The 26,992-nt window shown below is 64.8% G+C and carries 26 protein-coding genes; 14 read left to right on the forward strand and 12 right to left on the reverse strand.

Annotated elements, in window-relative coordinates; translation table 11 throughout:
* Nucleotides 1–65: 65 nt before the first annotated feature.
* Nucleotides 66–869, forward strand: coding sequence for a glycine betaine ABC transporter substrate-binding protein (locus ACTU46_RS06845; RefSeq protein ID WP_443380500.1), 804 nt, complete (start codon nucleotides 66–68; stop codon nucleotides 867–869).
* On the opposite strand, the gene ACTU46_RS06850 is transcribed toward ACTU46_RS06845, so the two are convergent.
* On the reverse strand, nucleotides 866–1,537 hold the full coding sequence (locus tag ACTU46_RS06850) for a metal-dependent transcriptional regulator (RefSeq protein WP_443380501.1): 672 nt from the start codon (nucleotides 1,535–1,537) through the stop codon (nucleotides 866–868). The two genes, ACTU46_RS06845 and ACTU46_RS06850, sit on opposite strands and share 4 nt — an antisense overlap.
* A 126-nt stretch (nucleotides 1,538–1,663) precedes the next feature.
* Between ACTU46_RS06850 and ACTU46_RS06855 the strand changes: the two genes are divergently transcribed.
* Genes ACTU46_RS06855 through ACTU46_RS06870 form a run of 4 tightly spaced genes read left to right on the forward strand, consistent with a single transcriptional unit; the run spans nucleotide 1,664 to nucleotide 5,103 of the window.
* The gene (locus ACTU46_RS06855; protein WP_443380502.1) at nucleotides 1,664–2,602 is read left to right on the forward strand and encodes a metal ABC transporter substrate-binding protein; all 939 of its coding nucleotides are present in this window, start codon (nucleotides 1,664–1,666) and stop codon (nucleotides 2,600–2,602) included.
* Nucleotides 2,603–3,337 carry a metal ABC transporter ATP-binding protein gene (locus ACTU46_RS06860; RefSeq protein ID WP_443380503.1) on the forward strand — a complete coding sequence of 245 codons (735 nt, stop codon included), beginning with the start codon at nucleotides 2,603–2,605 and terminating at the stop codon, nucleotides 3,335–3,337.
* Nucleotides 3,334–4,245, forward strand: a complete 912-nt coding sequence (locus ACTU46_RS06865) for a metal ABC transporter permease (protein ID WP_443380504.1) — start codon at nucleotides 3,334–3,336, stop codon at nucleotides 4,243–4,245. Before ACTU46_RS06860 ends, ACTU46_RS06865 begins: the two co-directional genes overlap by 4 nt.
* A complete protein-coding gene (locus ACTU46_RS06870) occupies nucleotides 4,246–5,103 on the forward strand; it encodes a metal ABC transporter permease (RefSeq protein WP_443380505.1) in 858 nt (285 codons plus the stop codon).
* On the opposite strand, the gene ACTU46_RS06875 is transcribed toward ACTU46_RS06870, so the two are convergent.
* The gene (locus ACTU46_RS06875) at nucleotides 5,086–8,208 is read right to left on the reverse strand and encodes an error-prone DNA polymerase (RefSeq protein ID WP_443380506.1); all 3,123 of its coding nucleotides are present in this window, start codon (nucleotides 8,206–8,208) and stop codon (nucleotides 5,086–5,088) included. The two genes, ACTU46_RS06870 and ACTU46_RS06875, sit on opposite strands and share 18 nt — an antisense overlap.
* Nucleotides 8,209–8,335: 127 nt before the next feature.
* Between ACTU46_RS06875 and ACTU46_RS06880 the strand changes: the two genes are divergently transcribed.
* From ACTU46_RS06880 to ACTU46_RS06895, 4 genes are all read left to right on the forward strand, one after another.
* The gene (locus tag ACTU46_RS06880; protein ID WP_443380507.1) at nucleotides 8,336–8,773 is read left to right on the forward strand and encodes a hypothetical protein; all 438 of its coding nucleotides are present in this window, start codon (nucleotides 8,336–8,338) and stop codon (nucleotides 8,771–8,773) included.
* A gap of 122 nt (nucleotides 8,774–8,895) precedes the next feature.
* Nucleotides 8,896–9,774, forward strand: coding sequence for a MetQ/NlpA family ABC transporter substrate-binding protein (locus ACTU46_RS06885; protein ID WP_443380508.1), 879 nt, complete (start codon nucleotides 8,896–8,898; stop codon nucleotides 9,772–9,774).
* Between the two features lie 74 nt (nucleotides 9,775–9,848).
* Nucleotides 9,849–10,907 carry a methionine ABC transporter ATP-binding protein gene (locus ACTU46_RS06890; protein WP_443380509.1) on the forward strand — a complete coding sequence of 353 codons (1,059 nt, stop codon included), beginning with the start codon at nucleotides 9,849–9,851 and terminating at the stop codon, nucleotides 10,905–10,907.
* Entirely contained in the window at nucleotides 10,904–11,581 is a 678-nt protein-coding gene (locus ACTU46_RS06895; RefSeq protein WP_443380510.1) for a methionine ABC transporter permease, read from the forward strand. The genes ACTU46_RS06890 and ACTU46_RS06895 overlap by 4 nt, the downstream gene beginning before the upstream one ends.
* Here the strand turns inward: ACTU46_RS06895 and ACTU46_RS06900 are convergent.
* Nucleotides 11,568–12,425, reverse strand: a complete 858-nt coding sequence (locus ACTU46_RS06900) for a sucrase ferredoxin (RefSeq protein WP_443380511.1) — start codon at nucleotides 12,423–12,425, stop codon at nucleotides 11,568–11,570. The two genes, ACTU46_RS06895 and ACTU46_RS06900, sit on opposite strands and share 14 nt — an antisense overlap.
* 113 nt (nucleotides 12,426–12,538) lie before the next feature.
* On the opposite strand from ACTU46_RS06900, the gene ACTU46_RS06905 reads away from it, so the two are divergent.
* Nucleotides 12,539–13,159: an AMIN-like domain-containing (lipo)protein gene (locus ACTU46_RS06905; protein WP_443380512.1), complete on the forward strand. Its 621-nt coding sequence runs from the start codon at nucleotides 12,539–12,541 to the stop codon at nucleotides 13,157–13,159.
* Between the two features lie 2 nt (nucleotides 13,160–13,161).
* Here the strand turns inward: ACTU46_RS06905 and ACTU46_RS06910 are convergent, their stop codons facing one another.
* Both ACTU46_RS06910 and ACTU46_RS06915 read right to left on the reverse strand, forming a co-directional pair.
* A complete protein-coding gene (locus tag ACTU46_RS06910) occupies nucleotides 13,162–14,664 on the reverse strand; it encodes a Y-family DNA polymerase (RefSeq protein WP_443380513.1) in 1,503 nt (500 codons plus the stop codon).
* A 1-nt stretch (nucleotide 14,665) separates the two neighbouring features.
* Nucleotides 14,666–15,349: a hypothetical protein gene (locus ACTU46_RS06915; protein ID WP_443380514.1), complete on the reverse strand. Its 684-nt coding sequence runs from the start codon at nucleotides 15,347–15,349 to the stop codon at nucleotides 14,666–14,668.
* A gap of 54 nt (nucleotides 15,350–15,403) precedes the next feature.
* Here ACTU46_RS06915 and ACTU46_RS06920 point away from each other — a divergent pair, with 54 nt between their 5' ends.
* Complete coding sequence (locus ACTU46_RS06920; RefSeq protein ID WP_443380749.1) at nucleotides 15,404–15,817, forward strand: hypothetical protein; 414 nt, start codon at nucleotides 15,404–15,406, stop codon at nucleotides 15,815–15,817.
* 24 nt (nucleotides 15,818–15,841) lie between these two features.
* The gene (locus ACTU46_RS06925; protein WP_443380515.1) at nucleotides 15,842–17,182 is read left to right on the forward strand and encodes an NtaA/DmoA family FMN-dependent monooxygenase; all 1,341 of its coding nucleotides are present in this window, start codon (nucleotides 15,842–15,844) and stop codon (nucleotides 17,180–17,182) included.
* Here the strand turns inward: ACTU46_RS06925 and ACTU46_RS06930 are convergent.
* Nucleotides 17,179–17,829: a LuxR C-terminal-related transcriptional regulator gene (locus ACTU46_RS06930; RefSeq protein WP_443380516.1), complete on the reverse strand. Its 651-nt coding sequence runs from the start codon at nucleotides 17,827–17,829 to the stop codon at nucleotides 17,179–17,181. The genes ACTU46_RS06925 and ACTU46_RS06930 overlap by 4 nt on opposite strands.
* 4 nt (nucleotides 17,830–17,833) lie before the next feature.
* Nucleotides 17,834–19,018 carry an ATP-binding protein gene (locus ACTU46_RS06935; protein ID WP_443380517.1) on the reverse strand — a complete coding sequence of 395 codons (1,185 nt, stop codon included), beginning with the start codon at nucleotides 19,016–19,018 and terminating at the stop codon, nucleotides 17,834–17,836.
* Between the two features lie 113 nt (nucleotides 19,019–19,131).
* Between ACTU46_RS06935 and ACTU46_RS06940 the strand changes: the two genes are divergently transcribed.
* Nucleotides 19,132–20,178, forward strand: coding sequence for a PspC domain-containing protein (locus ACTU46_RS06940; protein ID WP_443380518.1), 1,047 nt, complete (start codon nucleotides 19,132–19,134; stop codon nucleotides 20,176–20,178).
* An 84-nt stretch (nucleotides 20,179–20,262) separates the two neighbouring features.
* On the opposite strand, the gene guaA is transcribed toward ACTU46_RS06940, so the two are convergent.
* The 3 genes from guaA to guaB form a co-directional block, all read right to left on the reverse strand.
* The gene (guaA, locus tag ACTU46_RS06945; protein ID WP_443380519.1) at nucleotides 20,263–21,819 is read right to left on the reverse strand and encodes a glutamine-hydrolyzing GMP synthase; all 1,557 of its coding nucleotides are present in this window, start codon (nucleotides 21,817–21,819) and stop codon (nucleotides 20,263–20,265) included.
* Between the two features lie 57 nt (nucleotides 21,820–21,876).
* Nucleotides 21,877–23,025: a GuaB3 family IMP dehydrogenase-related protein gene (locus ACTU46_RS06950; RefSeq protein ID WP_443380520.1), complete on the reverse strand. Its 1,149-nt coding sequence runs from the start codon at nucleotides 23,023–23,025 to the stop codon at nucleotides 21,877–21,879.
* Between the two features lie 144 nt (nucleotides 23,026–23,169).
* A complete protein-coding gene (gene guaB / locus ACTU46_RS06955) occupies nucleotides 23,170–24,687 on the reverse strand; it encodes an IMP dehydrogenase (RefSeq protein WP_443380521.1) in 1,518 nt (505 codons plus the stop codon).
* A 130-nt stretch (nucleotides 24,688–24,817) separates the two neighbouring features.
* Here guaB and ACTU46_RS06960 point away from each other — a divergent pair, with 130 nt between their 5' ends.
* Nucleotides 24,818–25,189 (forward strand): DUF5319 domain-containing protein, encoded by a 372-nt coding sequence (locus ACTU46_RS06960; protein WP_443380522.1) that lies wholly within the window; start codon nucleotides 24,818–24,820, stop codon nucleotides 25,187–25,189.
* 77 nt (nucleotides 25,190–25,266) lie between these two features.
* Here the strand turns inward: ACTU46_RS06960 and ACTU46_RS06965 are convergent, their stop codons facing one another.
* Together ACTU46_RS06965 and ACTU46_RS06970 are read right to left on the reverse strand one after the other, a co-directional pair.
* The gene (locus tag ACTU46_RS06965; protein WP_443380523.1) at nucleotides 25,267–26,127 is read right to left on the reverse strand and encodes a hypothetical protein; all 861 of its coding nucleotides are present in this window, start codon (nucleotides 26,125–26,127) and stop codon (nucleotides 25,267–25,269) included.
* Complete coding sequence (locus ACTU46_RS06970; RefSeq protein WP_443380524.1) at nucleotides 26,124–26,690, reverse strand: sigma-70 family RNA polymerase sigma factor; 567 nt, start codon at nucleotides 26,688–26,690, stop codon at nucleotides 26,124–26,126. Before ACTU46_RS06970 ends, ACTU46_RS06965 begins: the two co-directional genes overlap by 4 nt.
* Nucleotides 26,691–26,992 lie beyond the last annotated feature (302 nt).

Consider the following 26,992-nt stretch of genomic DNA (forward strand, 5'->3'; position numbering starts at 1 on the left):
CTGCTGAGAAACTGATAGCCTCACCGTGACGACCACCACACCACTCACACACGGGAGCCCGCACCATGACCGAACCGATCATCCTCGGCCGTATCAATGAATCCTTCCACCAGGTGGCCGCCGCGGTGGTCGAGGAGGTGCTGTTGCGGCTGGGCCATGAGGTTGAGGTCCACGAGGGCCCGCACCCCGAGATGTACCCGAAGATCGCCGCCGGTGAGCACCATCTTTTCGCCGATGCCTGGCTGCCCGGCGGTCACGCCGTCTACTGGGAACAGGTCAAGGATGCGGTCGTTGAGGTGGGCACGCTTTATGACGCCGCGAAGTTCTTCTGGGCCGTCCCGGGCTATGTCCCCGAAACCGAGGTCGCCAGCCTGCACGACCTCGCCAAGCCGGCGGTCGCCGAGAAATTCGGCGGGAAGGTGGTGCAGGGAACCACCTCGGCGGCGGGGCTGACCATGCGCGGCGACCAGCTGCTGGAAGCCTACAGACTCGCGGAACTGGGGTGGACCCAGCCACACGGTGACATCGACGCGATCATCGAGACGGTCAACCGACGCTACGCCGCCGGCGAGTGGTTCATCACTCCGCTGTGGCAGCCGATGTACCTCAATGAGGTCCATGAGCTGCGCCCGCTGGAGGATCCGGAAGGCGCCTTCCCGGCCCCGGACCGGGCGTCGTTAATCGCCCATCGGGGTGCCTGGGAGCAGCTGCCGGCAGGCACCCGCGAGGCGCTCGCCAAGATCCGCTACAGCGTCGCTGATGTCAATGAGATGGACCTGCTGGTCAATGTCGAGGGCATGGACATTCTGCCCGCCGTCCAGGAATGGGCCCGCCGCCACCCGGGCACCGTCGAAGGCTGGCTCAGCTAGTTCCCGTTCCGGCGGACCCGGATATCGGCGAGTGAGGTCTCCGCGAGCACCACGTCTTCGCCGGCGACCTCCACCTTCAACATCCCTGCCACCGGCGGCCCGAGCACGGTGAGCTGCGTGCCGGGGATGAGTCCGTGGGCGGAAAGATAACGCAGCAGCTGCGGATCACGGTCATCGGCCTGCTCGACGGTGACGGTGTCCCCCGCTACCACCGCTGCCAGGCTGATCCACTCCACCGGCGGGAGCTGGCCCTCGGCATCGGGGATCGGGTCGCCGTGCGGATCCCGCGCCGGGTGACCCAGGTGGGCGTCGATACGCGCGACGAACCGGTCGGAGACGGAATGCTCGAGCAGTTCCGCATCCTCGTGGACCTCATCCCAGGAGTATCCGAGGACCTGGACCAGAAACGTCTCCAAAAGGCGGTGTCGGCGCACCATCGCGACCGCGAGTTCACGCCCTGCCTCGGTCAGCGTGATGCCGCGGTAGGGCTCATTCTCCACCAGCCCCTTGCTCGCCAGCCGGCGGATCGCCTCGGCGGCGGTCGTCGTCTTCTGCCCTACGCGGGCAGCCAGTTCCCCGAGAGCAGCCGGCTCACCGGAGTATTCAGCAACATTCCAGATGGCCTTCAGGTAGTCCTGGGATCGGTCGGGCAGCTCACTCACGTGCATGATCCCCAGACTATCTGAGCCCGGCGCGAAGATCTCCACCTTGCCCTCTCCGCAAGTTCATGACTACCATTCCTATAAGTTCAACTCATTGAACTTCTAACTTCAACACTATCCGGGAGATGTTCTGTGACCCTAACCCGACGCTTATTGGGTGGAGCTGTACTACTCTCCGTGACGGTCCTGTCGCTAAGCGCCTGCAGCACCGCCGAGACCACCGCCCGGGGTACCGCGCTCACGGTCTACGCCACCACCGGCTACCTGGCTGACGCGGTCAGTAGCATCGCCCCGGATGCCGAGGTGATCACCATGGTCGGCCCCGGTGGAGATCCCCACACCTACCAGCCCTCGACCCGGGACATCGAGACGATGCGCAATGCTGACCTGGTGCTCTGGAATGGGTTGCATCTGGAGGCCCAGATGATCCACCAGCTGGAGAGCCTCGGTGATCAGCAGCTGGCCGTCGGCGATCAGCTCCCGAGCGAACTGCTGCTGAGCTGGCCCGAAACCGATGCCCAGGGCAATCCGCTGTTCGACCCGCACATCTGGAATAGCCCGGTGGCCTGGAACCTCGTCATCGGGGTCATCGCCGAGCGATTGGCCGAGCAGCACCCGGAACAGGCCGCGGAATACCGGACCAATGCTGAGTCTTACCAGGCTGAACTCACCGCACTCCACCAGAAGTCCGCAGAACTGCTCGCCGATATCCCGGCACCCCGGATCCTGGTCACCGGCCACGATGCCTTCGGCTACTTCGGCGACACTTATGGCCTGGAGGTTCGGGCCACCGACTTCATCTCCACCCAGGCCGCGCTCTCCGCCGGGGAGCTCTCGGAACTGGCCGACTATATCGCCGACAATGAGGTACCCGTGATCTTCCAGGACAATCAGACCAACCCGCAGGCAATCACCTCACTACGCGAGGCGGTTGAATCCCGCGGCTGGAACATAACTGTCTCCGAAGCGGAACTCTTCGCAGATTCGCTGGGCCCCACCGCACCGGTGGACACCTACCTCGGTGTATATGAGCACAATGTCAGCACTGTGGCCGAAGCCTTGGGGAAATAGATGAGCACCTCATCCCTGGCAGTTGAATGCACCGGACTCTCCGTCGCCTACCACGCTGAGCCGGTGCTCCGGGCGGTGGACTTCGCGGTCCCGCAGGGCCTGGTCATGGGCGTGGTGGGGCCCAACGGCTCCGGAAAATCCACCCTGCTCAAGGCGATGCTCGGCCTGGTTCCCACCTTGGCCGGGCACAGCGAGTTCTTCGGCCAGCCCCTGAACCGGACGCGGCAGCGGGTCGGATATATGCCGCAGCACAACAGCGTTGACTGGGACTTCCCCACCACCGTGGCAGATGTGGTCCTCATGGGGACTTATGGCCGCCTGGGTTGGTTCCGTCGCCCCGGCAGCGAGGAACGCCGGCGCGCCGCTGCGGCGATGGCGCAAACCGGGATCAGTGACCTGGCGAACCGGCAGATCGGACAGTTGTCCGGTGGCCAGCGGCAACGCGTCTTCCTCTCCCGCACCCTCGCCCAGCAACCGGACCTGTACTGCATGGATGAACCCTTCCAGGGGGTGGATGCCTTCAGCCAGCAGGCGATCGTCGAGGTGCTCCATGAGCTACGGGCGAAGGGGAAGACCATCGTCCTGGTGCACCACGATCTGGCCACGGTGCCGGACTACTGTGACCGGATCACCCTGCTGAACTCCGGACGGGTGGTGAGCACCGGCGATGTCAGCACCCACTTCACCGAGGCCGCCATCCGTACCGCCTACGGCCTGAGCGGTGATCCCCGATGAACCCGATGGACTTCTTCGGTGACCACACCTTCACCATGGTGTTCTGGGGCACCACCATCATTGGCGTGGTGGCCGGGGCTCTCGGCTCCTTCGCCTATCTGCGCCAGCAGTCCCTGATCAGCGATGTCATCTCACACGCCGCCCTGCCCGGCACACTCATCGCCTTTTTGGTGCTCAGCGCATTCGGGTTTCACGGCCGCAACATGTTCGCCCTGATCATCGGCGCCGTCAGCGTCGGCACGATCGCGGTGTTCTGCACCAACTCGATCCCCCGGATCTCGCGGATCAAGATCGACACCGCGATGGCGGTGGTGCTGTCCTCCCTTTTCGGCTTCGGCATGCTGCTCATGCAGTACATCCAGAACAACCCGATTCCCGATAAGGGCGGTATCCAGGACTATCTCTTCGGCAACGCCTCCACCATCACCCGGGCGGACCTCACTGTCTCCCTGCTCATCGGCGGCCTGGCGCTGCTGGTGGTCCTGCTGTTGTGGAAGGAGTTCGCGCTCACCACCTTCGACCGGGAGCATGCCGCCGTGATGGGATTCAACAACCGGATCACCGACACCCTCATGTTCGCCACGATCGCCGTGGCCACGGTCATCGGGGTCAAGGCCATCGGCCTGGTGCTCATGGTCGCCTTCGTGGTCATCCCCCCGGCCGCCGCGCGTCAGTGGGTACGCACCCTGCCCGGCATGGTGCTGCTCTCCGGGGTCATCGGCGGCCTCGGTTCGGCAGCCGGCACCTATGCCTCGATCACCTTCGGTCCGCTGCCCACCGGCCCCGTCATCGTGGTGACCCTCTCCCTGATCTTCCTCTTCTCCCTGATCGCCGCCCCGGAGCGCAGTATCCTCCGACGCATCCTCCGGCAGCGCCGGACGATCGCCGAGCTCAAGGCGGTGACGTAGATGGGTTTCGCACTCGGTGCCGCACTATTGGCGCTGGTCACCGCATTGGCCTGCGCCCTTCCTGGGGTATTTGTCGTCCTGCGGGGAAACTCGATGATCGTCGACGGCATCAGCCACGCAGTGTTCCCGGGAATCGTCCTGGGCTACGCTCTGACCTCGGATCTCCGCTCCCCCTGGCTCGTATTCGGGGCGGCGGTCTCCGGACTCCTGGTCGCGGTGGGATCTGAATGGCTCTCCCGCACTGGATTGCTCAGCGGCGATGCCCCACAGGGCCTGATCTTCCCCGCCCTCTTCGCTCTCGGCGTGATCTTGGTCAGCTCGCGCCTGCAGAATGTTCACTTGGACACCCACGTGGTGCTCGTCGGTGACCTGAACCTGGCGTCCTTTGACCATCTGATCTTGGGCGGTCGGGATTTCGGCCCCTCCTATATGTATCTGATGCTCGGGGTACTCCTGCTGAATGCGGTATTCATCACCGCGTGCTACCGCCAGCTCAAGGTCTCCACCTTTGATCTGCAGTTCGCTGAGCTCATCGGTATCCGCACCCGCGGGCTGAACCTGGCGCTGATGTTCCTGGTCTCAGTCACGGTTACTGCGGCGTTTCACGCTGCCGGAGCTATCCTCGCCATCGCCCTCATGGTCACCCCGGCAGCCACCGCCCACCTGATCAGCAACCGCCTGCCCCAGCTGATCCGCTGGACTCTCCTGATCGCTGCAGTGGGCGCACTCGGTGGGTTCCTGGTCGCCTACCGGCTCGATGCCGCCACCTCCGCCGCGATGGCGGTCTGCTACGGACTGATCTTCGCGGTAGTCCTCATCCTGAGCCGGATCCGGCGGCCCTCAGCGAAAATCCCGTGATCCCCGGCTGAGCAGCTCACCGATGCCCAACGGTTCCAGGTGATCAGCCACCAGACTCGCCACCCCAGTGGCATTCTGGATGATCCCACGCACCACCAGAGCTTTGGCGCCACGCGCTAGCTGACGGTGGCGTTTCCAGAGCCCCGGGGACACCATCACATTCATCAGCCCGGTCTCATCCTCCAGGCCGAGGAAGGTCACCCCCGCGGCGGTCTGCGGGCGCTGCCGGTGTGTGACCACCCCGGCGATGCGGATCCGGGTGCCGTCCGTGGCGTCGAGAAGCTGCTCCGCGGTGGTGATCCCGGCGGCGGCAAGCTGGCTCCGGATCAGCGCCATCGGCTGCATCTGGTGGCTCACCCCGGTGCTGGCGATATCGGCGACCAGCAGCTCAAAAGCATTCATCCCCGGCAGGTGCGGCGCCGAAATAGCGGACAGCCCAGGCAGCATCCCGGGTTTCTCGGTCGCGGCGACCCCGGCCTGCCACAGCGCCTGGCGACGGTCCATTCCCAGGCATTCCAGTGCACCGGCGCGTGCCAGCGCCTCGACCTGGGCCACCTTCAGCTCGGCCCGGCGCGAGAGATCCGGGATCGAGGAAAACGGCGCCTGCTTCTCGACGCGCGCAGCTCCCGCAGCACCCAGGCCCTGCACCAGGTTCAATCCCAGACGGATGGCACCGGCCTCGCAGTCGGCTTCCACGCCGGAGTCATTGATGGTGATCGGGAGGATCGACACCCCATGGCGGCGGGCATCAGCGATCAGGGACTGCGGGGAATAAAAGCCCATCGGCTGCGCCCGGAGCAGACCAACGCAGAACTGCGCCGGATAGTGATACTTGAACCAGGCGGAGAAGTAGACCAGGGAGGCGAAGGACTGCGAGTGGGATTCCGGGAAACCATAGGCGGCAAAGGCCACGACCCTATTCCATAGGTTCTCGGCGACCTCCCCGGTGATGCCGTTGGTGTCGGCGAGGCCCTGGAAGAAGCGGGCACGGATGGCCGCCATCTTCGCCGGGGAGCGTTTGGAACCCATCGCCCGGCGCAGATTATCCGCCTCGGCCCCGGAAAATCCGGCGGCATCGACGGCCATCTGCATCAGCTGTTCCTGGAAGAGCGGGATCCCCAGGGTTTTGGCCAGGGATTTCGCCAGCACCGGGTGCTCATAACTGATCTCCTCCTCCCCGCTGCGCCGCCGCAGATAGGGATGGACTGAGCCACCCTGGATGGGGCCGGGCCGGATCAGCGCGATCTCAACAACCAGGTCAAAGAAGTTCTGTGGCTTCAGGCGCGGCAGCGTGGAGAGCTGCGCGCGGGATTCCACCTGGAAGACTCCCACGGCGTCGGCACGCGAAAGCATCTCGTAGATCTCCGGCTCAGCCAGATCCAGATCCCAGAGTTCCACCCGTCTGCCGGTGGTCTGCTCGACCAGGTCGATCATGTGGTGCAGGGCCTCGAGCATGCCCAGGCCCAGCAGGTCGAATTTCACCAGCCCGGCAGAGGCGCAGTCATCCTTGTCCCACTGCACCACGGAGCGCTTGTCCATCCGGGCCCATTCGGTGGGCACCACATCCGCGATGGGCCGGTCACAGATAACCATGCCTCCGGAGTGGATTCCCAGGTGACGGGGCTGCCCCTGAAACTTCTCCGCCAGCTCCACCACGTCAGCCGGAGGTGCTGCTGTACCCCTGGACCAGGCATCCGCGGTGCCCGGTGGGTAGCCGAGCGCGCGGGCGGCATCACGGATCGCCCCCTTGGTGCGGTAGGTGATCACATTGGCCACCTGGGCGGCATAATCCCGGCCGTATTTCTCATAGACGTACTGGATGACCTCCTCCCGGCGACCGGATTCAATATCAATGTCGATATCGGGTGGCCCCTCCCGTTCCGGGGAGAGAAACCGTTCAAAAAGCAACCCGGCGGAAATCGGCTCGGCGTTGGTAATACCGAGTGCGAAACACACCGCCGAGTTCGCCGCCGAGCCCCGCCCCTGGCAGAGGATATTCTCCCGGCGGCAAAAATCCACCAGATCATTGACGATGAGGAAATAGCCGGGAAAGTCCAGCTGCCCGATCACCCCGAGCTCATACTTGATCTGCCGCTGCGCCCTCGCCCGGATCTCCGGCGGGCGGCTGGCATACCTCGTTTCGGCGCGGGTGCGCACCAGGTGGCGCAGCCAAGACATTTCCGGCTGACCCTCCGGGGTCTTCCAGTGCGGCAGATTCGGCGCGAGCAGGTCGAGGGTGAAGGAACATTCCTGCGCGATCTCAACCGCGGTGACCAGCAGCTCCGGACGGCCGGGCACCATGATGGACACCTGCTCGCCGGAGCGCAGCCACCCCGCCCCCATCGGATGGAGTGCTGACTCCGCCTGGCTCATCGCCTCCCGGCGTGCAAGCGACCGCTTCGCCCGGGCCAGCGGGGCGTCATGACGCGTGGCGGCGGCCGGGCGCGCCGAGACGATGGCCCGCAGTTTTGGCCATTCATCCAATTTGGCGTGGTGGTCGGCATCCTCCGGCAACATGCTCACCACATATTCCCGGATCACATTCGCTGCGCCGAAACCGTCGATCAGCCGGTCTATCTCCCCCAGCCAGGAATGGTCGGCGAGTATCAACCAGTGCCCCTCAGCTGCCGCAGCGATCAGCTCCAGCGGTGGGTAATACAGCCGGCCCTTCTCGCCGCCGGCCATATGTGCCGCAGCGATCAAGCGGGAGAGCCGACGATAACCTTCCGGATCACGGCAGAGCAGGGTGAGCACGCGGTCCGCCGCAAGCGTCAGTTCGGCGCCGAAGACCGTGGGCAGCCCCGCCTCGGCCGCAGCCTCGGCGAACTTGATGGCCCCGTAGAAACCATCGCGGTCCACCACCGCCAAAGCGGATAATCCCAGCTCAGCGGCACGCGCCACCAGGGTTTCCGGATCAGAGGCACCACTGAGAAAGCTGTAGCTGGAGATGGCGTGTAATTCAGCGAAGGCGCGGGATGCTTCTCGACGCCCCGGGGCAGGGGCTTCGCGCAGATGATCGACCGGAACCGGTTCCGGCCCCTGCCGGCCGGAAAGAATCTGTTCGAGCCGGGACCAACTCAACGGGGCACCGCCAGTGAATCTCACATCTCAGAACCTAGCACAACATTAGAACATATGTTCCAATATCTCAGAATGGGCAAGAACCGGTGAAAACTCTTTTCAGCCCGATGACCCGCAGGCTAGGCTCAGAAAAAGCCGATAGGAGGCCGTCATGAGACACCCCTTCCGCACCATCCTGCTCCTCGCCACGGCCACACTGCTCACCGCCTGCACCGGTGCCGGAACCGGAACCCCCACCGAGACGGTCACCGTCACCGAAGGCCCCGGCACTTCGGCAGCCACCAGTACCCCAACCACTCCCACCACCTCCAGCCCCACGGATCCCTTCATCGAATGCACTCCGGAGGCCCTGGCCCGCGATATTGACCCCGGCCTCGACACCGTCCTCTACTGCGACGGGCAGTGGCTGCGCGGCGGCCGGTGGCAGACCGACTGGGTGATATATGCCTTCTGGAACAACGGTCGCTGGGTGGAATATGAGGCACACGGCAGTTCCGAAGTCACTGAATACCCCTGCTTCGACCTTGACCGCGCCCGGGCTGATGGTGCGCCGGAGGAGATCCTGGGCATGATGGCCGAGTGCGACTGAGTCCGCCAGAACCCACCTCCCAAACCCTCTCGGTTCGAAAAAACTAGACCAAGCTGTTCGGCGCGTGTTAATGTCTTCCCCCAGTACCCCCTGAATATTTTCCAGCAAAGGATGACACCATCATGAACCTGCGCCGTATCCTGGCTGGCGGCACCGCCACCATCTTCGCCGCCACCGCACTGGTCGCCTGCTCTTCCTCCGACTCCGATTCCGAGTCCGCCGAGGGCCCGATCCGCATCGGCACCACCGATGCCGGAAAGAAGGCCTGGGTCGCTTTCGAAGAGCAGGCAGATGCCGCTGGTGTCGACATCGAGGTCGTCCCCTTCAGCGACTACGCCACCCCGAACCAGGCCCTGAGCCAGGATCAGATCGATGTCAACCTCTTCCAGCACCTGTTGTTCCTGTCCGAGTACAACGTCGGAAACAATGATGACCTGACCCCGGTCGGTGCCTCCGAGATCGTGCCGCTGGCACTGTTCTGGAAGGACCACGAGGGCATTGACGGCATCGAGGGTCAGTCTGTCGCCGTTCCGAATGACCCCTCCAACCTGGGTCGTGCCATCAACGTGCTGGTGCAGGCTGATCTGATCACCTTGAAGACCCCGGGCCTGATCTCCCCGACTGAGCTCGACATCGACGAAGAGGCCTCCAAGGTCACCCTGACCCCGGTTGATGCCGCCCAGACCACCGTCGCCTACGGCGAGGGCACCCCTGCCATCATCAACAACTCCTTCCTGGACCGCGCCGGTATCGACCCGAACACCGCGGTTTTCGAGGATGATCCGGAGTCCCAGGAAGCCGAGCCCTACATCAACGTCTTCGTGACCAAGGCCGAGGATGCCGCAGATCCGCGCGTGGCCGAGCTCGTCGAGCTGTGGCATTCCCCCGAGGTTCAGGCTGCCGTGGACGAGGATTCCGCCGGCACCTCCGTTCCGGTTCAGCGCACCGCCGCTGAGCTGCAGGAGATCCTGGATCGCCTGGAAGCGGACGCCCAGAAGTAAGACACCAGCGCACCCAACCCCACCGTTTCCCACGGTGGGGTTTAATCTTGTACCGGCCCTGTCATCAAAGCAAAGTGAGCACACGAACAGTGTCTGACACCCAGCAACGAAGCGGAACCCGCATCGAGTTCCGGAACATCTCCAAGGTGTTCAACAACAATAAGAAGGCGACCACCATCGCCGTCGATAATGTGTCGATGTCCGTTGAACCCGGCGAGGTACTCGGCGTCATCGGCTATTCCGGCGCCGGTAAGTCGACACTGGTTCGGCTGATCAACGGTCTGGACAACGCCACCTCCGGGCAGCTGCTGCTCGATGGAGTTGATGTGGTCGGCAAGTCGGAGTCGCAGCTGCGCAAGATCCGCTCCGGTGTGGGCATGATCTTCCAGCAGTTCAACCTCTTCACCTCCCGCACCGCAGCCGGCAATATCGAGTACCCGCTGAAGCTGGCCGGTGTCCCGAAGGAGGAGCGCAAGCGCCGGGTCGCGGAGCTGCTGCAGTTCGTCGGCCTGGGAGATAAGGGTCGCAACTTCCCGGAGCAGCTTTCGGGTGGGCAGAAGCAGCGCGTGGGTATCGCCCGCGCGCTGGCGAACAACCCCTCCCTCCTGCTAGCGGATGAAGCCACCTCTGCGCTCGACCCGGAGACCACCCAGGAGGTGCTCTCGCTGCTGCGCAAGGTCAACCGCGAGCTAGGCATCACCATCGTGGTGATCACCCACGAGATGGAGGTGGTGCGTTCCATCGCCGACAAGGTCGCCGTGATGGAGGCCGGCAAGGTGGTGGAGTACGGCTCCGTCTACGAGGTCTTCTCCGACCCGAAGACCGCCGTCGCCCAGCGCTTCGTGGCCACCGCACTGCGCAACACCCCGGACATGGTGGAAACCGATGACCTGCTGGCCCATGAGGGACGGCTGTTCACCGTCGAACTGAGCGAGGACTCCGGCTTCTTCGGGGCCGCCGCCGCAGCCCGGGAGGCCAGCGTGAAGATCTCGATCGTCCACGGTGGCGTGACCACCCTGCAACAGCACAGCTTCGGCAAGATGACGGTCCGACTCAACGGTCCGACACCCGCCATCGAGCAGTTCTACCGAACCCTTGCGGCGACCACCGACATCAAGGAGATCATCCGATGAACACCATGATTCTCGCCGCGGATTGGAACCGGCTAGGTCCCACCTTCCTCGATGCCATCGGGGACACCCTCGTCATGGTGGCCATCGCGATGATCGCCGGTGGTGTCCTGGGCCTCGCGCTGGGTGTCCTGCTCTACACCACCCGCAGCCAGGGCATCCTGAAGAACTCGGTGGTCTACACCGTGATCAACGTGCTGGTGAACTTCGTCCGGCCGATCCCTTTCATCATCATGATCGCCGCCTTCGGACCGTTGACCCAGGCGGTGGTGGGCACCACCATCGGTCGTGATGCCGCTACCTTCATCATGGCCATCGCCACCACCTTCGCGGTGGCGCGTATCGTCGAGCAGAACCTGGTGGCCATCGATCCCGGCGTGATCGAGGCGGCCCGGGCGATGGGTGCCAGCCCCTGGCAGATCATCACCACGGTGATTCTGCGCGAGGCCCTGGGGCCCCTGGTCCTGGGCTACACCTTCATCTTCATCGCCGTGATCGACATGTCCGCGATGGCCGGCTACGTCGGCGGCGGCGGTCTGGGTGACTTCGCCATCGTCTACGGCTACCGCGCCTACGACTGGGAGGTCACCTACGTGGCCACCTTCGCGATCATCATCATCGTCCAGATCGCCCAGCTGCTGGGCAACTGGTTGTCGAAGAAGATCATGCGCCGCTAACGGAAACCGCCACCCAGGCAGAACCGACCTTCGGTTCATCCCCGCAGGAGGAGACCACCCCGGTCACCTCCTGTTTTTTCAGTTCCACGGTCCAGGAACGGCCGTCGGCATGCGTGACGACGCCCCCTTCGACGGCGAGGTCGCCGTAGTACAGGGAGCGCCCGGCGTCGATAAGCTCAAGGGCAACGGCGAGTTCCGCGACCTGGTCCTCCGGCCGCCAGAGCCCACGGCCACGGTTGCCGGGCAGGAAAAACTCGCCCCGCTGCGCCGTGGCCACCAGCGCTGACGCCGCCTGAGTGTTGAGGCGGCCGAAGGAATAGCCCCAGGGCATCAGCAGGATCGAGGGGGCGAAGCGGTGGCCCTTGGTATGCGAGGTCTCCCAGACCACATCACCGGGGAAACGCTGCGCCAACTGTGCCGCCAGGGGTCGGCCCTTCACCGCACAGCAGAGATCACGCTTGCCGTGGGTGCACACCAGCACCAGGGGGTGGGTCACGGTTTCAGCACCATTGCGGCCCGGTCCGGAGAGATCCAGCTCCAGGATCTCCGCCGGATCACTGAGGGTCAGCTTCTCGGTGACACCCTCCGCAGTGAACGCCAGGAAAAGTGCCCGCGGCCCCTCAATTCTCCCCTCGCGGCCGGGGCGACGGATCAGCTGCAACCCGGCTTTAGCGTTGAGGTGGGCCTTGAGTTCCGCACTGAGTTCCGGGCCGAAGGTCCCACCGTCGAGCACATCCCGGCTCCAACCGGTCGGGTGCTCGAGGAGCACATGTACCCGTTCCTGTTTAGCGGTACCGGGAAGGGGTTCAACCTGAACATCAGAACAACGAAGCGCAGCAGACATCTTCCTAGGATATCCGCTATCCGAGAAGCCGGTTTGCAACGATTCGTTCACAATCAATTCTAAAGCCCCTTTTGGTTTCTCCCGCTCGCTCATCTCGCGCTACGGTGTTTTCCATGACTGTGCTGACTGGTATTCCGATTCGCCGTATCGCCGTGGGGTGTGTGATCGTCACCGCCCTCGGTCTCGGCGCCTGTACTGGTGCAGGCAACTCCGGTCAGGATTCCACCACCGCCCTGGAAACGCTCTCCGCCTCGATCTCCGGCGATGACAGCACCTCCACCAACGCAGGCATCACCCCCTTGGGCGATTCCGACACCGCCATGAAGACCCTGCGCCCCGAGGCTCCCGCCACCTTGGTCGTCACTGATGTCCGGGTGGGCAGCCATGAGGGCTTCGACCGGGTCGTCTTTGATCTGACCGGCGAAGGCACCCCCGGCTGGTTCATCGACTACACCGACCGCCCCTCACAGCAGGGCTCGGGGCGCCCCGTCGACTTCCGGGGGGCCACCGCCCTGAACGTGAACCTGGACGGCATGGCCTACCCCTTTGACCTGGGGATCGATGATCCGCAGATCGGTACCGTCGAGGGCGTCGGCAATATCACGGAGGTGCAGAGCATCGGCACCTTTGAGGGGCGCTCCCAGTTCATCATCGGGATGAACCAACAGCTGCCCTATTCCGTGCAGGTGCTCGATGACCCGCCGCGCGTGGTCGTAGATATCGTCCAGCGTTAAGCTCAATATTCCGCCTCCACCTGCCAGCCGCGTTCCCAGATCAGCAGCCAGGCCCGCGGCTCCCCCTCCCCCACCGCCTGCCCGATCACCTGCAGGCGGGCACAACGTCGGCGGTGGGTGTCCACCGGCCAGGGACCTGCCCAGCCCTGGATCTCAAAGGTTCCGCGACCACAGTCCAGGACCGCAGGTGTGCCGCTCAGCAGCGCCTCCGCGGTGACGATCACGGGCCGACCTGCCCGATCCACCAGTGATACCCCCGCACCGGCAGGCAGGCGCGCCGGCAGCGGCCCCGGGATCCGACCCGGCCAACTGCCCTTTTCAGGCTCCCCGACGTCCTCGCCGTAGGGGATGAAGTTGATGCGTTCAGCCACCCCGTGTCCCCCAGCGGAGCGGGGTTTGAGTACCGCATCACTACCGAGGGTGGACTGCACCCGGTTGACCACCCGCTGCGCGTCCTCCCGCTCGCTGCCCGAGCGCCAGAGCTCAGCGTAATTACCGGGGGCGGCCACCTCCACCGGATCCAGGGTCAACGTGATGATGCCACCGGAACCACCGGCAGTCAGCCAGCCGTCCAACTGCCAGCGCACCCGATCCGCCGTGGCCTGCTCGCTCAACGCCTCCCGGGTACGCCAGATCCGCTCCAGCCGCCGCCCATCCGCCAGCTCTGCGATGACCTGCAACCGCAGGCACACCAGGCCAGCTGCCCGGAGCCGCTGGTGCAACCGCGCCGCCAGGGTACGGGCCAGGAAGGTGGCGGTATCCACCCGCTCCACCGGTTCCGCCGGGGTCAGGGACACCGACAGCTCCACGGTAGGCAGCTCCGGTGCCAGCCGCCGGTCCGGGGCGCCGGTGGCGATCCGGTGACAGTGTTGTCCGGCCCGGCCGAAACGGGTACCCACCGCGCTCAGTGGCAGCGCTGCAAACTCCCCTAGGGTACGCAGCCCGAGCTGATGCAACGCCGCCACCACCCCGGGCTCACAGTCCAGGGAACTCTCGGCGGTGAGCAGCGCCAGCGGCTGACCCGCCAGCCAGTCAGCGGAACCGCCGACCGACACCACCGCGCCGACCCGGGCAGCCAGCACCGCGGTGGCGATCTCATCGGCGATGCCTGCCAAGGCATCCACCCCGCGGCGAGTCGCGGCGTCGATAAGCAGCTCGGCGGCGCGGTCCTCCCCACCGTGATAGCGGCCGGCCGCCCGAGCGTCAATGAGCACCAGCCCGGGACGCAGCACCTCCACCGAGGAAGCCACCTCATCCAGTCCCGCGGCAATCGGCTCAAATAACCGCCCCTCGCGCTCCGGGGATCCCGCCGATATCTGCAGTTCCGGACAGAGTGCGCGGGCCTGGCGCACCCGCATGCCACGTTTGATCCCGGCGCGGCGTGCCCGGCCATCACATACCCGGATCCGGTGGTCGCCGACGATCGCCATCGGTGAGTGGGCGATCCCCGCCAGCCGGGCGGCCTGAATCGGCCAGTCCGGGAACCACAGGGCCAGCACGCGCATCTCAGACCGCCCGCAGTCGGGGCCGGTTTCCCAGGGTCAGGATCAGCTGCTGCGGCGGGCGCCCCCGGGCCCGGACACGGAGCCGGATATCGAGACCGTTGATCCGGCCGTAGCCGGTGCCCACCCCGCGGTAGGTGCTGACCTTCGCATCGATCACCGCCGCCGGGGCGGGAACCTGGGCCCCCACCAGCACCAATGCTGCGGTACCGCCGCGTAGTTTGGCCAGCAACGGTCGGGCCCTGGTCGGGCTGAGCTCCACCGGGACCGGGAAATGGTGCACCACCAGGTCCAGCCCCTCCACCAGGACCGCGCTGATGCTCAGGGCCTCCGGACCGGGTTCCGGGACGGTGATGATCCGGTCCAGTTCTCCCCCGGAGTCCGGAACCCCGGCGTAGGAGAGCTCGGACCAGCCGACCACCCCGACGTGTCCACCGGCGGCGGTACAGTGCGCAATGAGCTCGATGACCAGGGCCGGGCAGTCTGACAGGTGGGTGACCGCCCGGCGCGCCAGTCCCCCACCGGGAAGGACCTTCGCCAGTTCCGGGCCCACCCCCAGGACCTCAGGGCGCTCAAGAGTGCCCATCCGGGAGCGCAGCACCGAGATCCGCTCGGCTTGGCTCAGCCCGGAGAGCTCCGCCGCAGGCACCGCATCCGCCCGCACTTTTCGAACACCTGTTCTACTCATGTTTTCCAGTATCTCCTACCTACCTTGAATCCGTCAACTGGTACCGTGGCCTGCATGGATGCCTACAGCAACATGCGATCTCACGTCACCCCGATCCCCACCCCGCCGGCAGTCCGCTTCGGCGCTTCCGCACTGATCGGCATCGGTGTCGCCATGTTGTCCACCGACCTGAGCCGCGGCAGCCAGATCGCAGCCATGGTCATCGCCATCGGTGCCGCCTTCCTGTTGACCTTCAGCCACCCCTACCGCCGGGAGCTGCGCGCATACCTCGAAAAGCGCAACGTCACCTACCGGCCGAAGTTCGGGCAGGTCATTCCGCTCTTCCTGGTGTGGCTGGCCCTGATGCTGGTCCCGGCCGTTGCCCCGCTACCGATCTGGGGCACCCTCCTGGTCGGGCTGGGCATCTTCGCCTGGATGCTCTGGGTCTTCCCTCATGTCGACGGCAGCCGGGCACTCGCTTTCGTCTAAATGTTGCTGTGGGAAAGTAACAGCATGATTCTCTCCGCCCTCGATATGCTCACCCCCTCCCACCAGACCTCCGGGCTGTGGCGCCACCCGGATGCTCACCCGGAGCAGTACCGCGACCTGAATTTCTGGGTCTCCCACGTGAAACTTCTGGAACAGGCGGGCTTTGACACCGTCTTCTTCGCCGATGTCGCCGGGGTCTATGACGTCTACGAGGGTTCCGGGCGCACCGCCATCCGCGCCGGCATGCAGTACCCGCTACTGGATCCGCTGCTGCTGATCAGCGCCCTGGCCGCAGCCACCGAACGTATCGGTTTCGGAGTCACCGCGAATGTCTCCTATGAGTCGCCCTTCCTGCTGGCCCGGAAATTCGCCACCCTGGACCATCTCACCGGTGGCCGCATCGCCTGGAATATCGTCACCGGCTACCAGCCCTCCGCCCTGGCCAATATCGGCGCCGAAAATCTCCCCCACGATGAGCGCTACGATCGCGCCGAGGAATACCTGGACGTGGTCTATGCCCTCTGGGAGGGCTCCATCGAGCCCGAAGCCCTGCGTATCGATGCCGCCACCAACACCTACCTCGATCCTGACCGGGTGCACCCCATCAACCACGCCGGCCGGTACTTCACGGTCCCCGGCACCGCAGTCACCCTGCCCGGACCGCAGCGCGTGCCCTTCCTCTTCCAGGCCGGTTCCTCCCCACGTGGGCTGGATTTCGCCGCCCGCCACGCCGAGGCGCTCTTCTTCGCCGGGACCACCCCGGACAACGTTCGACAGCTTGTCGACGCCGCGAAAGCCAAGCTCGCCGCCACCGGTCGCGCCGCCACGGAACTACAGACCATCACCTCGGTCACCGTCATCGCCGCCGAGAGCGATGCCGCCGCCCGGCAACGCTATGACTCCTACCTGCGCTATGTGGACCGCGAGGCAGCGCTGGCGCTCTTCGCCGGCTGGACCGGACTGGACTTGTCCACCTATGGCCCCGATGACGTGCTGACCGAGGTCCACATCGAGGGCAACCGTTCCGCACTGCAGTCCTTCACCGCCCTGGACCCCGGGCGACGCTGGACCATCGGAGACCTCGCCTCCCACATGACCATCGGCGGACGCGGCCCGGTCCTGGTCGGCTCGGGGGAGACCATCGTCGATGAGCTGCAGCGCTGGATGCGGGAGTCCGGGGTCGACGGTTTCAATGTCGACTACGCGCTACGCGGGCCGGATACGCAGGCCTTCGCCGAGAACGTGAGCCCGGTGCTGCGTTCCCGGGGGCTGCTCCCCGAGCGACCCGGGAGGACCCTCCGGGGAAAGCTCAACGGTGCGGACCTACTGCCCGAGACCCACCCGGCAGCCGGGTTCCGGCGCTAGTCCAGATCGCGGGAGTGCGCCCAGCGGGTCAGGGCATGCCGGTTGGACTGCTGGGTCTTGCGCAGGATATTCGAGGCATGCGTCTCCACCGTCTTGATCGAGATGAACAGCTCCTTGCCGATCTCGCGGTAGGTGTAGCCACGCGCCAACAGACGCAGCACCTCCAACTCCCGGCGGGTCAGCGCATCGACCACTGGATCATCCACCCGCTCCGGCTCACCGACCGGCTCCTCCGCAACCTCGCCACCGGCGAAAGCATCCAGGACAAAGCCAGCCAGTCGCGGGGAGAAATAGGCATCCCCGCCATTGACCTGGGCAATGGCCCGGGCCAGCTCCTGGCCTGAAATGGTCTTGGTGACATAGCCACGGGCGCCTGCCCGGATCACCGAGATCACATCCTCCGCGGCATCAGAGACACTCAGTGCCAAAAAGGTGGTGTCCACGGTGACCCCGTTGAGCACCGCCACCCCACCGCCGTCGGGCATGTGCACGTCCAGCAGGACAACATCTGGGTTGGTGGCGTTGATTCCGGCGATCGCGTCGGCGACATTCCCGGCGTCACCGATGATCTCGACGGCATCCGCCAGTTCAGCACGGACCCCGGAGCGGAACACGGAATGGTCATCAACGAGAAATACCTTCACCATGCCCTCAGGATAGCTGCATGGTGATGGCCACCTCGGTGCCCTCGCCCGGCGCGGAACGGATCTTCACCGAACCACCGATCTTTCCCACCCGCTCCCGGATCGAATCCCGGATCCCGTGGCGGTCCGGTGGGACGGAATCCGGAGCAAAACCGCTCCCGCGGTCCCGGACATAGATCCCCAGTTCCCCACCAAGAATCTCCGCGTAGACATCCGCCGAATCAACACCGGCATGCTTGGCCACATTGACCATCGCCTCCCGGGCAGCGAGCACCGCAGCCTGGGTGTCATCATCGAGCGGGCGGTCGGTGCCCACGGTCACCGGGGCGATGCGGATACCGAAGAGATCCTCCACCTCACCGGCGGCCAGTTCCACCGCGGCGAAGACCGTGGAGCTCAGTTTCTCCGGGGCGTCGAACAGCCACTGCCGCAGCTCGCGTTCCTGGCCGCGGGCCAGGCGGGCCACCTCGGCGGGATCATTCGCGCGCTTCTGGATCAGCGCGAGAGTCTGCAGCACCGAATCATGCAGGTGGGAGGCGATCTCGGCGCGCTCATCCGCCGCGGCCTTCGCCGCCCGTTCGAGCACCAGGGAATCCCAGAGCCGCAGCCCCAGCGGCACCGCCAGCGCCGCCACCCCGGCCAGGGTCAACAGCACCGCCAGCAGCGCGGTGGCAAAGCTATTGGAGCCCTCCCAATTGAAGACCACCACCACGATGCCCGCGAGCACCAGCACCGAACCGAAACCGATGGCCAGCAGACTACGCCCGGAGCCGAAACCGCGGTCATAGGCCTGCCAGGCCACCAGCGCACCCGCCGCAGCAATACCCAAGGGGATCAGGGTGCTGCCATTGGCGCCGGTGACGAAGGAGATCGAGAGGCCACCGCCGATCAGGGTCAGCACCACCAGCAGCAACAGCACCGGTTTGGAGATCTCCGATTTCCCCGTCAGCGGAACCTGCGGTTGCCCCGGCTTCGAGGCAATCCACAGCAGCGCATAGAACATCAACCCCACGCCCGAGAGCAGTGCCGAGATGATCAGTGCCACCCGGACCAGCGTGACCTCGAGACGCAGATGCTGCGCCAACCCCACCGCGACCCCACCGACGACCCGGCCCTGGGAGGGCCGGGTGAAACGCGGATAGTAGCCCGGCCGCAGCTGGCCATAGGGTACCGGTGTCTGGGGAGAACTCATGGCCTGATTCTCCCATGGCCCGACAACCGGGCACATCGGGGGAAACCCCGACACCCAAAGATCAGGGTGGCCCCCGATGGCCTTGGCCTACGGAACACACCAGAATTGAAGCCATGAGTACCCTGACGCAAATGTGGGAGACCCGCCCGCCCCGTATCCCCGGGGAACAGGGCGGGCACGGGCATGTCGCCGGAGTCTGTGAGGGCATCGCCGTGCGCTACCAGATCGACCCGCTGATCCTCCGGATCGGCTTCGTGGTCCTCGCACTCTCCGGCGGGGGCATCGCCGCCTACCTGGCTGCCTGGCTGATCATGCCCCGCTACTCCGTGCCGGTCGCCCCCATCCAGGCGCTGTTCAAACCGGAATACCCGCGGGAGCGGACCCAGGGCTGGTGGCTGCTCTTCTTCTTCATCATCTTCTCCGGGGTCCTCGGCGCCGGGGTCAGCGAATTCTTCGGCTCCACCACCCTGATCGCACTCGGTGCCGCCGCGCTGGCTTGGTGGGCGCTGCACAAGAAGGAACCCCATCCCCCCGCCGGACTACTCACCACTGACATCCCACAGGAGCCGAGCATGACCCAGCAGCCTCAACCCGATCTCTCCGGCATCACCCCGGCTGAGGGTTACCCCTACCCACCGGGCCGTACCACTCCCCCGGCCTGGGACCCACTGGGCACCGCCCCCTTCGCCTGGGACCTGCCGGACCCCACCGCCCCCGCCCCCGCCAAACGACAGGGCCGTGTCTGGCCCTGGGTGGTGCTCGGGATCGGTTCCCTCTCCGCGCTCACCCTGCTGGGCGGCGGACTGATCTTCGGGCTCACCCACACCGACGGCTATAACGGCGGCGAGATCGGCGATACCCACCATGCCCCCAGCAGCGTCGGGGAGCTGCTCCACACCTACCGTGGCGGCGTCGGGGAATCCACCGTGGACCTACGCAACCTCGGCGAACTCCCCGAAGGCCAGCAGATCAACATCGAAGGCGGCATCGGCCAGCTCGATGTCTTCCTCCCCGATGACATCCCGATCGAGCTGACCTGCGCCGAAGGCCTCGGAGATTCCGGCTGCGTGGCCGGCAGCTACAACGAAGATGCGGAGGGGGAGATCCTCAACATCCACATCGAGTCCGGTATCGGTGAGACCACCCTCAACTGGGGATAACGCCAAGCGCCCGACACCATGAGTGATTCATGGTGCCGGGCGCTCAGGTTACCTAAAACTCAGGTCAGCCAAAACTTCGCGGGATTACTCCCACTCGATGGTGGCCGGCGGCTTGGAGGTGATGTCCAGCACCACGCGGTTGACCTCCGGCACCTCATTGGTGATGCGGGTGGAGATCTGCGCCAGGGTGTCATAGGGAATGCGCACCCAGTCAGCGGTCATCGCATCCTCGGAGTGAACCGGACGCAGCACGATCGGGTGGCCATAGGTACGGCCATCACCCTGCACGCCCACGGAGCGGACATCAGCGAGCAGCACGACCGGGCACTGCCAGATCTGGTTGTCCAGACCAGCGGCGGTCAGCTCCTCACGGGCGATCTGATCAGCAGCCCGCAGAATCTCCAGGCGCTCCTCGGTGACCTCACCGATGATGCGGATACCCAGGCCCGGGCCCGGGAAGGGCTGACGGCCCACGATGACCTCGGGCAGACCGAGCTCACGCCCCACCGCACGAACCTCATCCTTGAAGAGCAGACGCAGCGGCTCGACGAGCTTGAACTCCACATCATCAGGCAGACCGCCGACGTTGTGGTGGCTCTTGATGTTCGCGGTGCCGGTACCGCCGCCGGACTCGACCACATCCGGGTACAGGGTGCCCTGCACCAGGAAATCAACCTGCTGGCCCGCCATCGCCTCTGCGACGGCACGCTCGAAGGAACGGATGAACTCCGCGCCGATGGCCTTACGCTTGGCCTCCGGCTCACTCACACCAGCCAGCTTCTCCAGGAAAGCCGCCCGCTCATCGACGGTGATCAGCTTCGCGCCGGTGGCGGCGACAAAGTCGGTCTCCACCTGCTCACGCTCGCCGGCACGCAGCAGACCATGGTCAACGAAGACACAGGTGAGGCGATCACCGATGGCACGCTGCACCAGAGCGGCGGCCACGGCAGAGTCAACGCCACCGGACAGGCCACAGATCGCACGGCCGTTCTCGCCGACCTGCTCGCGAACCTGCGCAATGAGCTGCTCGGCGATGTTGGCGGCGGTCCAGGTCGGCTTCAGGCCGGCGATCTGGGTGAGGAAACGGGTCAGCACCTCCTGGCCATGCGGGGAGTGCATCACCTCAGGGTGGTACTGCACCCCGGCCATGCGCTTTTCGACGCACTCGAAGGCCGCGACCGGCGCACCCTCGGAGGAGGCCGTCACCGCGAAGCCCTCGGGGGCCTGCGAGACGGAATCACCGTGGCTCATCCACACCTGGTGGGTCCCGGCCAGACCGCTGTGCAGCACACCGCCGGAAACATTGAGCTCGGTGCGGCCGTACTCACGGACACCGGTGTTGGCGACGGTGCCGCCCAAGGCGTGGGTCATGGCCTGGAAGCCGTAGCAGATGCCGAAAACCGGCAGCCCCAGCTCCAAGATCTCCGGATCCAGCTTGGGGGCGTTATCCGCATACACCGAGGAGGGACCACCCGAGAGAATCAACGCGGCCGGGTTCTTGGCCTTGATCTCTGCGGCGGTGGTGGTGTGCGGGACAACCTCAGAGTAGAGGTTGGCCTCGCGCACGCGACGGGCAATGAGCTGGGCGTACTGGGCGCCGAAGTCGACGACGAGGACGGGAGATTGATTCTGCTGGGTCACAGCCAGAAGTCTACTAGACGCTCCCCCGTTCACCGAGAATCTGGTATGTCAGATCACTCAGCGAACCGACAGGCCGACCTTCTGGAAGCTCTTCAGGTCGGTATAACCGCACTTGGCCATCGCCCGGCGCAGACCACCGACGATGTTCTGGTAGCCATAGGGCTCCGTGGAGGGACCGTTCAGGATCGTCGCCAGGGTCGGACGCTGCTCATTGTCCAGCAGCACCGTCGGAGCCTCGGTGACGAAGCCACGCGGGAAGCGGGGGTGGGCAGCCACCGACGGCCAATAGAAGCCCTGCCCCGCAGCTTCGGTGGCCGGGGCGAGCACCTCGCCGAGCACCACGGCGTCGGCACCGCAGGCAACTGCCTTGGCGACGTCGCCGGAGGTTTCGATCTCGCCGTCGGCGATGATGTGCACATAACGGCCACCGGTCTCATCCAGGTAATCGCGGCGGGCGGCAGCGACATCAGCGATAGCGGTGGCCATGTGGGTCTCGATGCCCAAAGCGAAGGCGTTGGTGTTGGTACCGCCACCGACGATCACACCGGCTGCGCCGGTGCGCATCAGATGCAGCGCCGTAGTGTAGTCAGCCACACCGCCGGCAATCACCGGCACATCCAGGGAACCGATAAACTCCTTGAGGTTCAGCGGTTCCCCACCGGAGGCCACATGCTCCGCAGAGATCATGGTGCCCTGGATGATCAGCAGCTCGGCGCCGGCCTTGATGACCTTCGGAGCAAACTCGCGGGCACGCTGCGGGGACACCCGCACTGCGACGGTGGCACCGGACTCCCGGACCTCGGTAATCCGACGGGCGAGCAGCTCATCATTGACCGGGGCGGCGTGGAGTTCCTGGAGCACCGCGGTGGCGGCGGTGCTGATCAGCTCCAGCGGGTTGGCGTTCTGGGCGGCCTCGGTAACACGTGAGATCGCGGCGTCGAGATCCTCATGGCGCCCCCAGAGTCCCTCAGCGTTAATCACCGCGAGGCCACCCTGCCGGCCCATCTCAATGACGAACTCCGGGGAAGCCAACGCATCAGTGGGATGCGACATCACCGGGATATCAAAGGAATAGGCATCGATATTCCAGGTGGTATCAACGTCCGAGGAGGAACGCGTCCGCCGGGAAGGGACGATGGAGATGTCCTCCAGGCTGTAGGTTCGACGGGCTTCCCGGCCGATACCGATCTCAACATAGTCACGCATGTGCGACAGGCTCCTTCAAAGAGTTCCGGTTCTCAGAACCTGAACCTTACCCGAGTACACCCCCCGGACAGCGGAACCGCCCTCGGAAAGCGCCAATGCAGGGCGCATTCCGAGGGCGGTTCTCAGCCTCGTGTCAGTGCCGGACTAGTGGTAGTTCGGCGCCTCGACGGTCTGCTGGATGTGGTGCGGGTGAGATTCCTTCAGACCCGCACTGGTGATCTGCACGAAACGCGCGTTCTGCAGTTCCGCGATGGTGGCGGAACCGGTGTAGCCCATGGCGGCACGCAGGCCACCGACCAGCTGGTGGGTGATCGCCTCGATGCTGCCACGGAAAGGCACGCGACCCTCGATGCCCTCGGGCACCAACTTGTCCTCGCTGCGGACATCAGCCTGGAAGTAGCGGTCCTTGGAGTAGGAACGCTTCTCCCCGGAAAGACCACGGCCTTGCATCGCGCCCATGGATCCCATGCCGCGGTAACGCTTGAACTGCTGGCCGTTCTCCACGACGATATCGCCCGGGGACTCGGTGGTGCCAGCCAGCATGGAACCGAGCATCACGGAGGAGGCACCGGCAGCCAGCGCCTTGGCGATGTCACCGGAGAACTGCATGCCACCATCGGCGATGATCGGGATGCCGGCTTTGCGTGCCGGTACTGCGGCCTCCATGATGGCGGTGATCTGCGGGGCACCGACACCGGCAACCACGCGGGTGGTGCAGATCGAGCCCGGGCCGATACCGACCTTGATGGCATCGGCGCCAGCGTCGATCATGGCCTGGGCGGCCCCACGGGTGGCCAGGTTGCCACCGATGATCTCGACACCGGCGAACTCCCGCTTCACCTGGGCGACCATCTCAAGCACCCGGTTGTTATGGGCGTGAGCGGAGTCGACGACAAGCACGTCAACGCCAGCCTCGACGAGCAGACCCGCCCGCTCCCAGGAATCCTGACCGGTACCGATACCGGCGGCCACCAGCAGACGCCCGGTGGCATCCTTCGAGGAGTTCGGGTGCTGTTCGGTTTTGACGAAGTCCTTGACAGTGATCAGGCCAACAAGCTTGCCCGTCTTGGACACGATCGGCAGCTTCTCCACCTTATTGGTGGACAACAGCTCCAGCGCCTGCTCCTTGGACACACCCTCTTCAGCGATAACCAGCGGCATCGGGGTCATGACCTCAGTGACCCGACGGTTCATATCGCGCTCGAAGCGCATGTCACGGTTGGTGCAGATACCCAGCAGCTTGCCATCGGCATCGACCACCGGAAGACCGGAGATACGGAACCGGGCGCACAGCGCGTCAACCTCACCGATGCTCATATCCGGGCTACAGGTCACCGGGTTGGTGACCATACCGGACTCGGAACGCTTGACGATCTCCACCTGCTCGGCCTGCTCCTGGCTGGAGAGGTTACGGTGCAGCACACCGATGCCACCCTGACGCGCCATACCGATGGCCATCCGGGCCTCGGTGACGGTATCCATGGCAGCCGAAGCAACGGGAATACCCAGAGAGATGTTCCGGGTGAACCGGGTTCCGGTCTGCACCTCACTGGGGACGATGTTGGACTCGTCGGGCAACAGCAGAACATCGTCGAAGGTCAGGCCAACGAGGGCCACCTTATTCGGATCATCGCCACCGGTGGACACTCGCTGATCGGTCATGCTGACTCCTCCTACACATAGAACATTTCCGCGGTGGCAATCACTTTAGTGTGTTCCCACGTAAATCCCTATCCAGCCTCAGACAGGCCGCGGTTGCCAGGCTGAGCGGCGGCACAATATGGTTACCGGTGTGAACTTCGATGCTCAAATGCCCCGCGACCCTTTCGCCGACGACCCGAATGATCCAGCATCATTCCTGGACGCCGAAGAACCGATGACGCCGCTGACGGAGGAAGAGCGCGAAGGAATTATTCAGGATCTGCACCTGGTCACCCGTTTCCGGGAGATCCTGACTCCCCGCGGTATCCGCGGCATCTTCTTCCTCTGCGAGGACTGCGAAATCAACCACTACTACGACTGGGAGATCTTGGCGACGAATATGCGCGCCACCCTCGCGAATGAACTCAGCCCGGTGCATGAGCCCGGTGCCGAACCCGAAATCAGTGCTTATGTCCCCTGGGACTACTGCCTCGGCTACCTCGACGGCATGGAGCAGCGCTAAGAGAGCGACTGATGAAAAGGGTGTCCGGCTCGGCGATAACGCCGAGCCGGACACCCTTTTCATCAGTTACCTGAGGGCTAGTTTCCCTCCGGTAACACGCCTGCCTCATCACCGGGGAGCAGGTCACTCGGTGCTGTCGGAATGACGGGAGTCGGCAGCGGGACCGGGTTGACCGGCACCTGGGGGAAGACGGTCACGATGGAGGTGACGGTCTGGACCGCAGTCTCGGTCAAGGTCTCCCGCTCCACGATGGTCTCCCGCGCGGTAACCGTGGTGGGTTCCTGGGGCTCCGGGGCAGCCGGAGCCGCCGGAGCCGCCGGAGCAGAGGAACGCGGCTCAATCTCGACGGTCGCGGTGGTGGTGGTCACCGGAACCGGATTCGGGTTCGGGTTCAGAACCTCCCCGCCGCGATCATCAGAGAGCTGGGCGCGGGCGTCGGAAAGCAGTGCCCGCAGGCCCTCCACGTCCCCGGTCTCGGCGAAGCCATCCAGCTCTTCCAGGGTGCCGGCCAGCTCTACGACGGCTGCGCGATCCCCGAACATCGACTTCGACACGCCCCACAGCGGCGAACCGGGTTGCGCGTTGTAGACGGCCGCGCCACCACCGGCAACAACCAGGGTGGCGGCGGCGGCCCCGATCAGACCGCTGACCAGGCCACGGCGGAAACCGCCGCGAGGTCGCATCGGGATCACCGTGGCCCCACCATTGTCTTCCTCATCAACCGCACTGAGGCCGAGATCTGCCAGAGTCGGCGGAGCCGGCATGGGGGCCTCGATCTCCTCCCGGAGTCCCAGGAGCAGATCTGCCAGGTCATCCTCGCCCTCCTCCGTTTTCACCCCTCGCGAGATGTCGGTGAGAAAGGCGTCGTCAGCCACCACCGCAGGAAACTGGGTGGTGAAGTAGCCGTTATCGGCTTCATCGTCGCGACGCTTCGTCACAGTGTGTCCTCTTTCTCCAAAGCCTTGCGCAGGCTCGCCAATGCACGATGCTGTGCCACTCGCACTGCACCCGGGGTACTCCCCACGACAGCGGCTGTCTCATCAGCCGAGAGACCAACGAACACTCGCAGGATCACGATGTCGCGGGCCTTGTCACTTAATGAATCGAGCAGCTCGCGCACTCTGTTACTTCCATCGGAAACAAGTGCATATGCCTCGGGGGTATCGACATCATTGATCAATTCCGGGACCTCATCGGTGGGATTGGTTTTATCCCGCGCCATACTGCGATGAGCATCAGCAACCTTGTTGAAGGCGATCCCGTAGACGAAGGCCATGAAGGGGCGACCCTGATCCTTGTACCGGCCGATAGAGGTCGCCACCGCCAGGCAAATCTCTTGGGCGGTGTCCTCCGGAGTCGGGGTACGGCCACCGCTGATACGCGCACGCGCATAGCGCAGCACCTGTGGATGCACGATCTCAATAATCCGCTGTAGCGCCCGGCGATCACCGCGGACGGCCGAAGGCACTAATTCGGCCAATTCACTCTCGGAATCGGTCACGACCGCAAGCCTCCACTCAGCAACTGAAACAGGAACACACTCAGGTCACCCCATGTTAGGGGCATCCTGTTTAAAGAGTATGTAACAAAGTCGGAGTATTACCCTACCCGTTGGCCCCGGTTTCTCCACGTCATGAAAGTTCATTCAGCTTTAACCTTCGGAATTTCCGCAGGTAGAGGGCACTAAATCTGAATGGGAACTGAGATTTCCACCTTCATGCCACTAATTGGCAACCAATTGTTCACTACCGCAGATAACACTGCGAAGTGCACCGAATCAATGGTGCGATCTGTTTGGTCTTG

The sequence above is a fragment of the Corynebacterium sp. A21 genome, assembly GCF_052266655.1.
Classification (GTDB): domain Bacteria; phylum Actinomycetota; class Actinomycetes; order Mycobacteriales; family Mycobacteriaceae; genus Corynebacterium.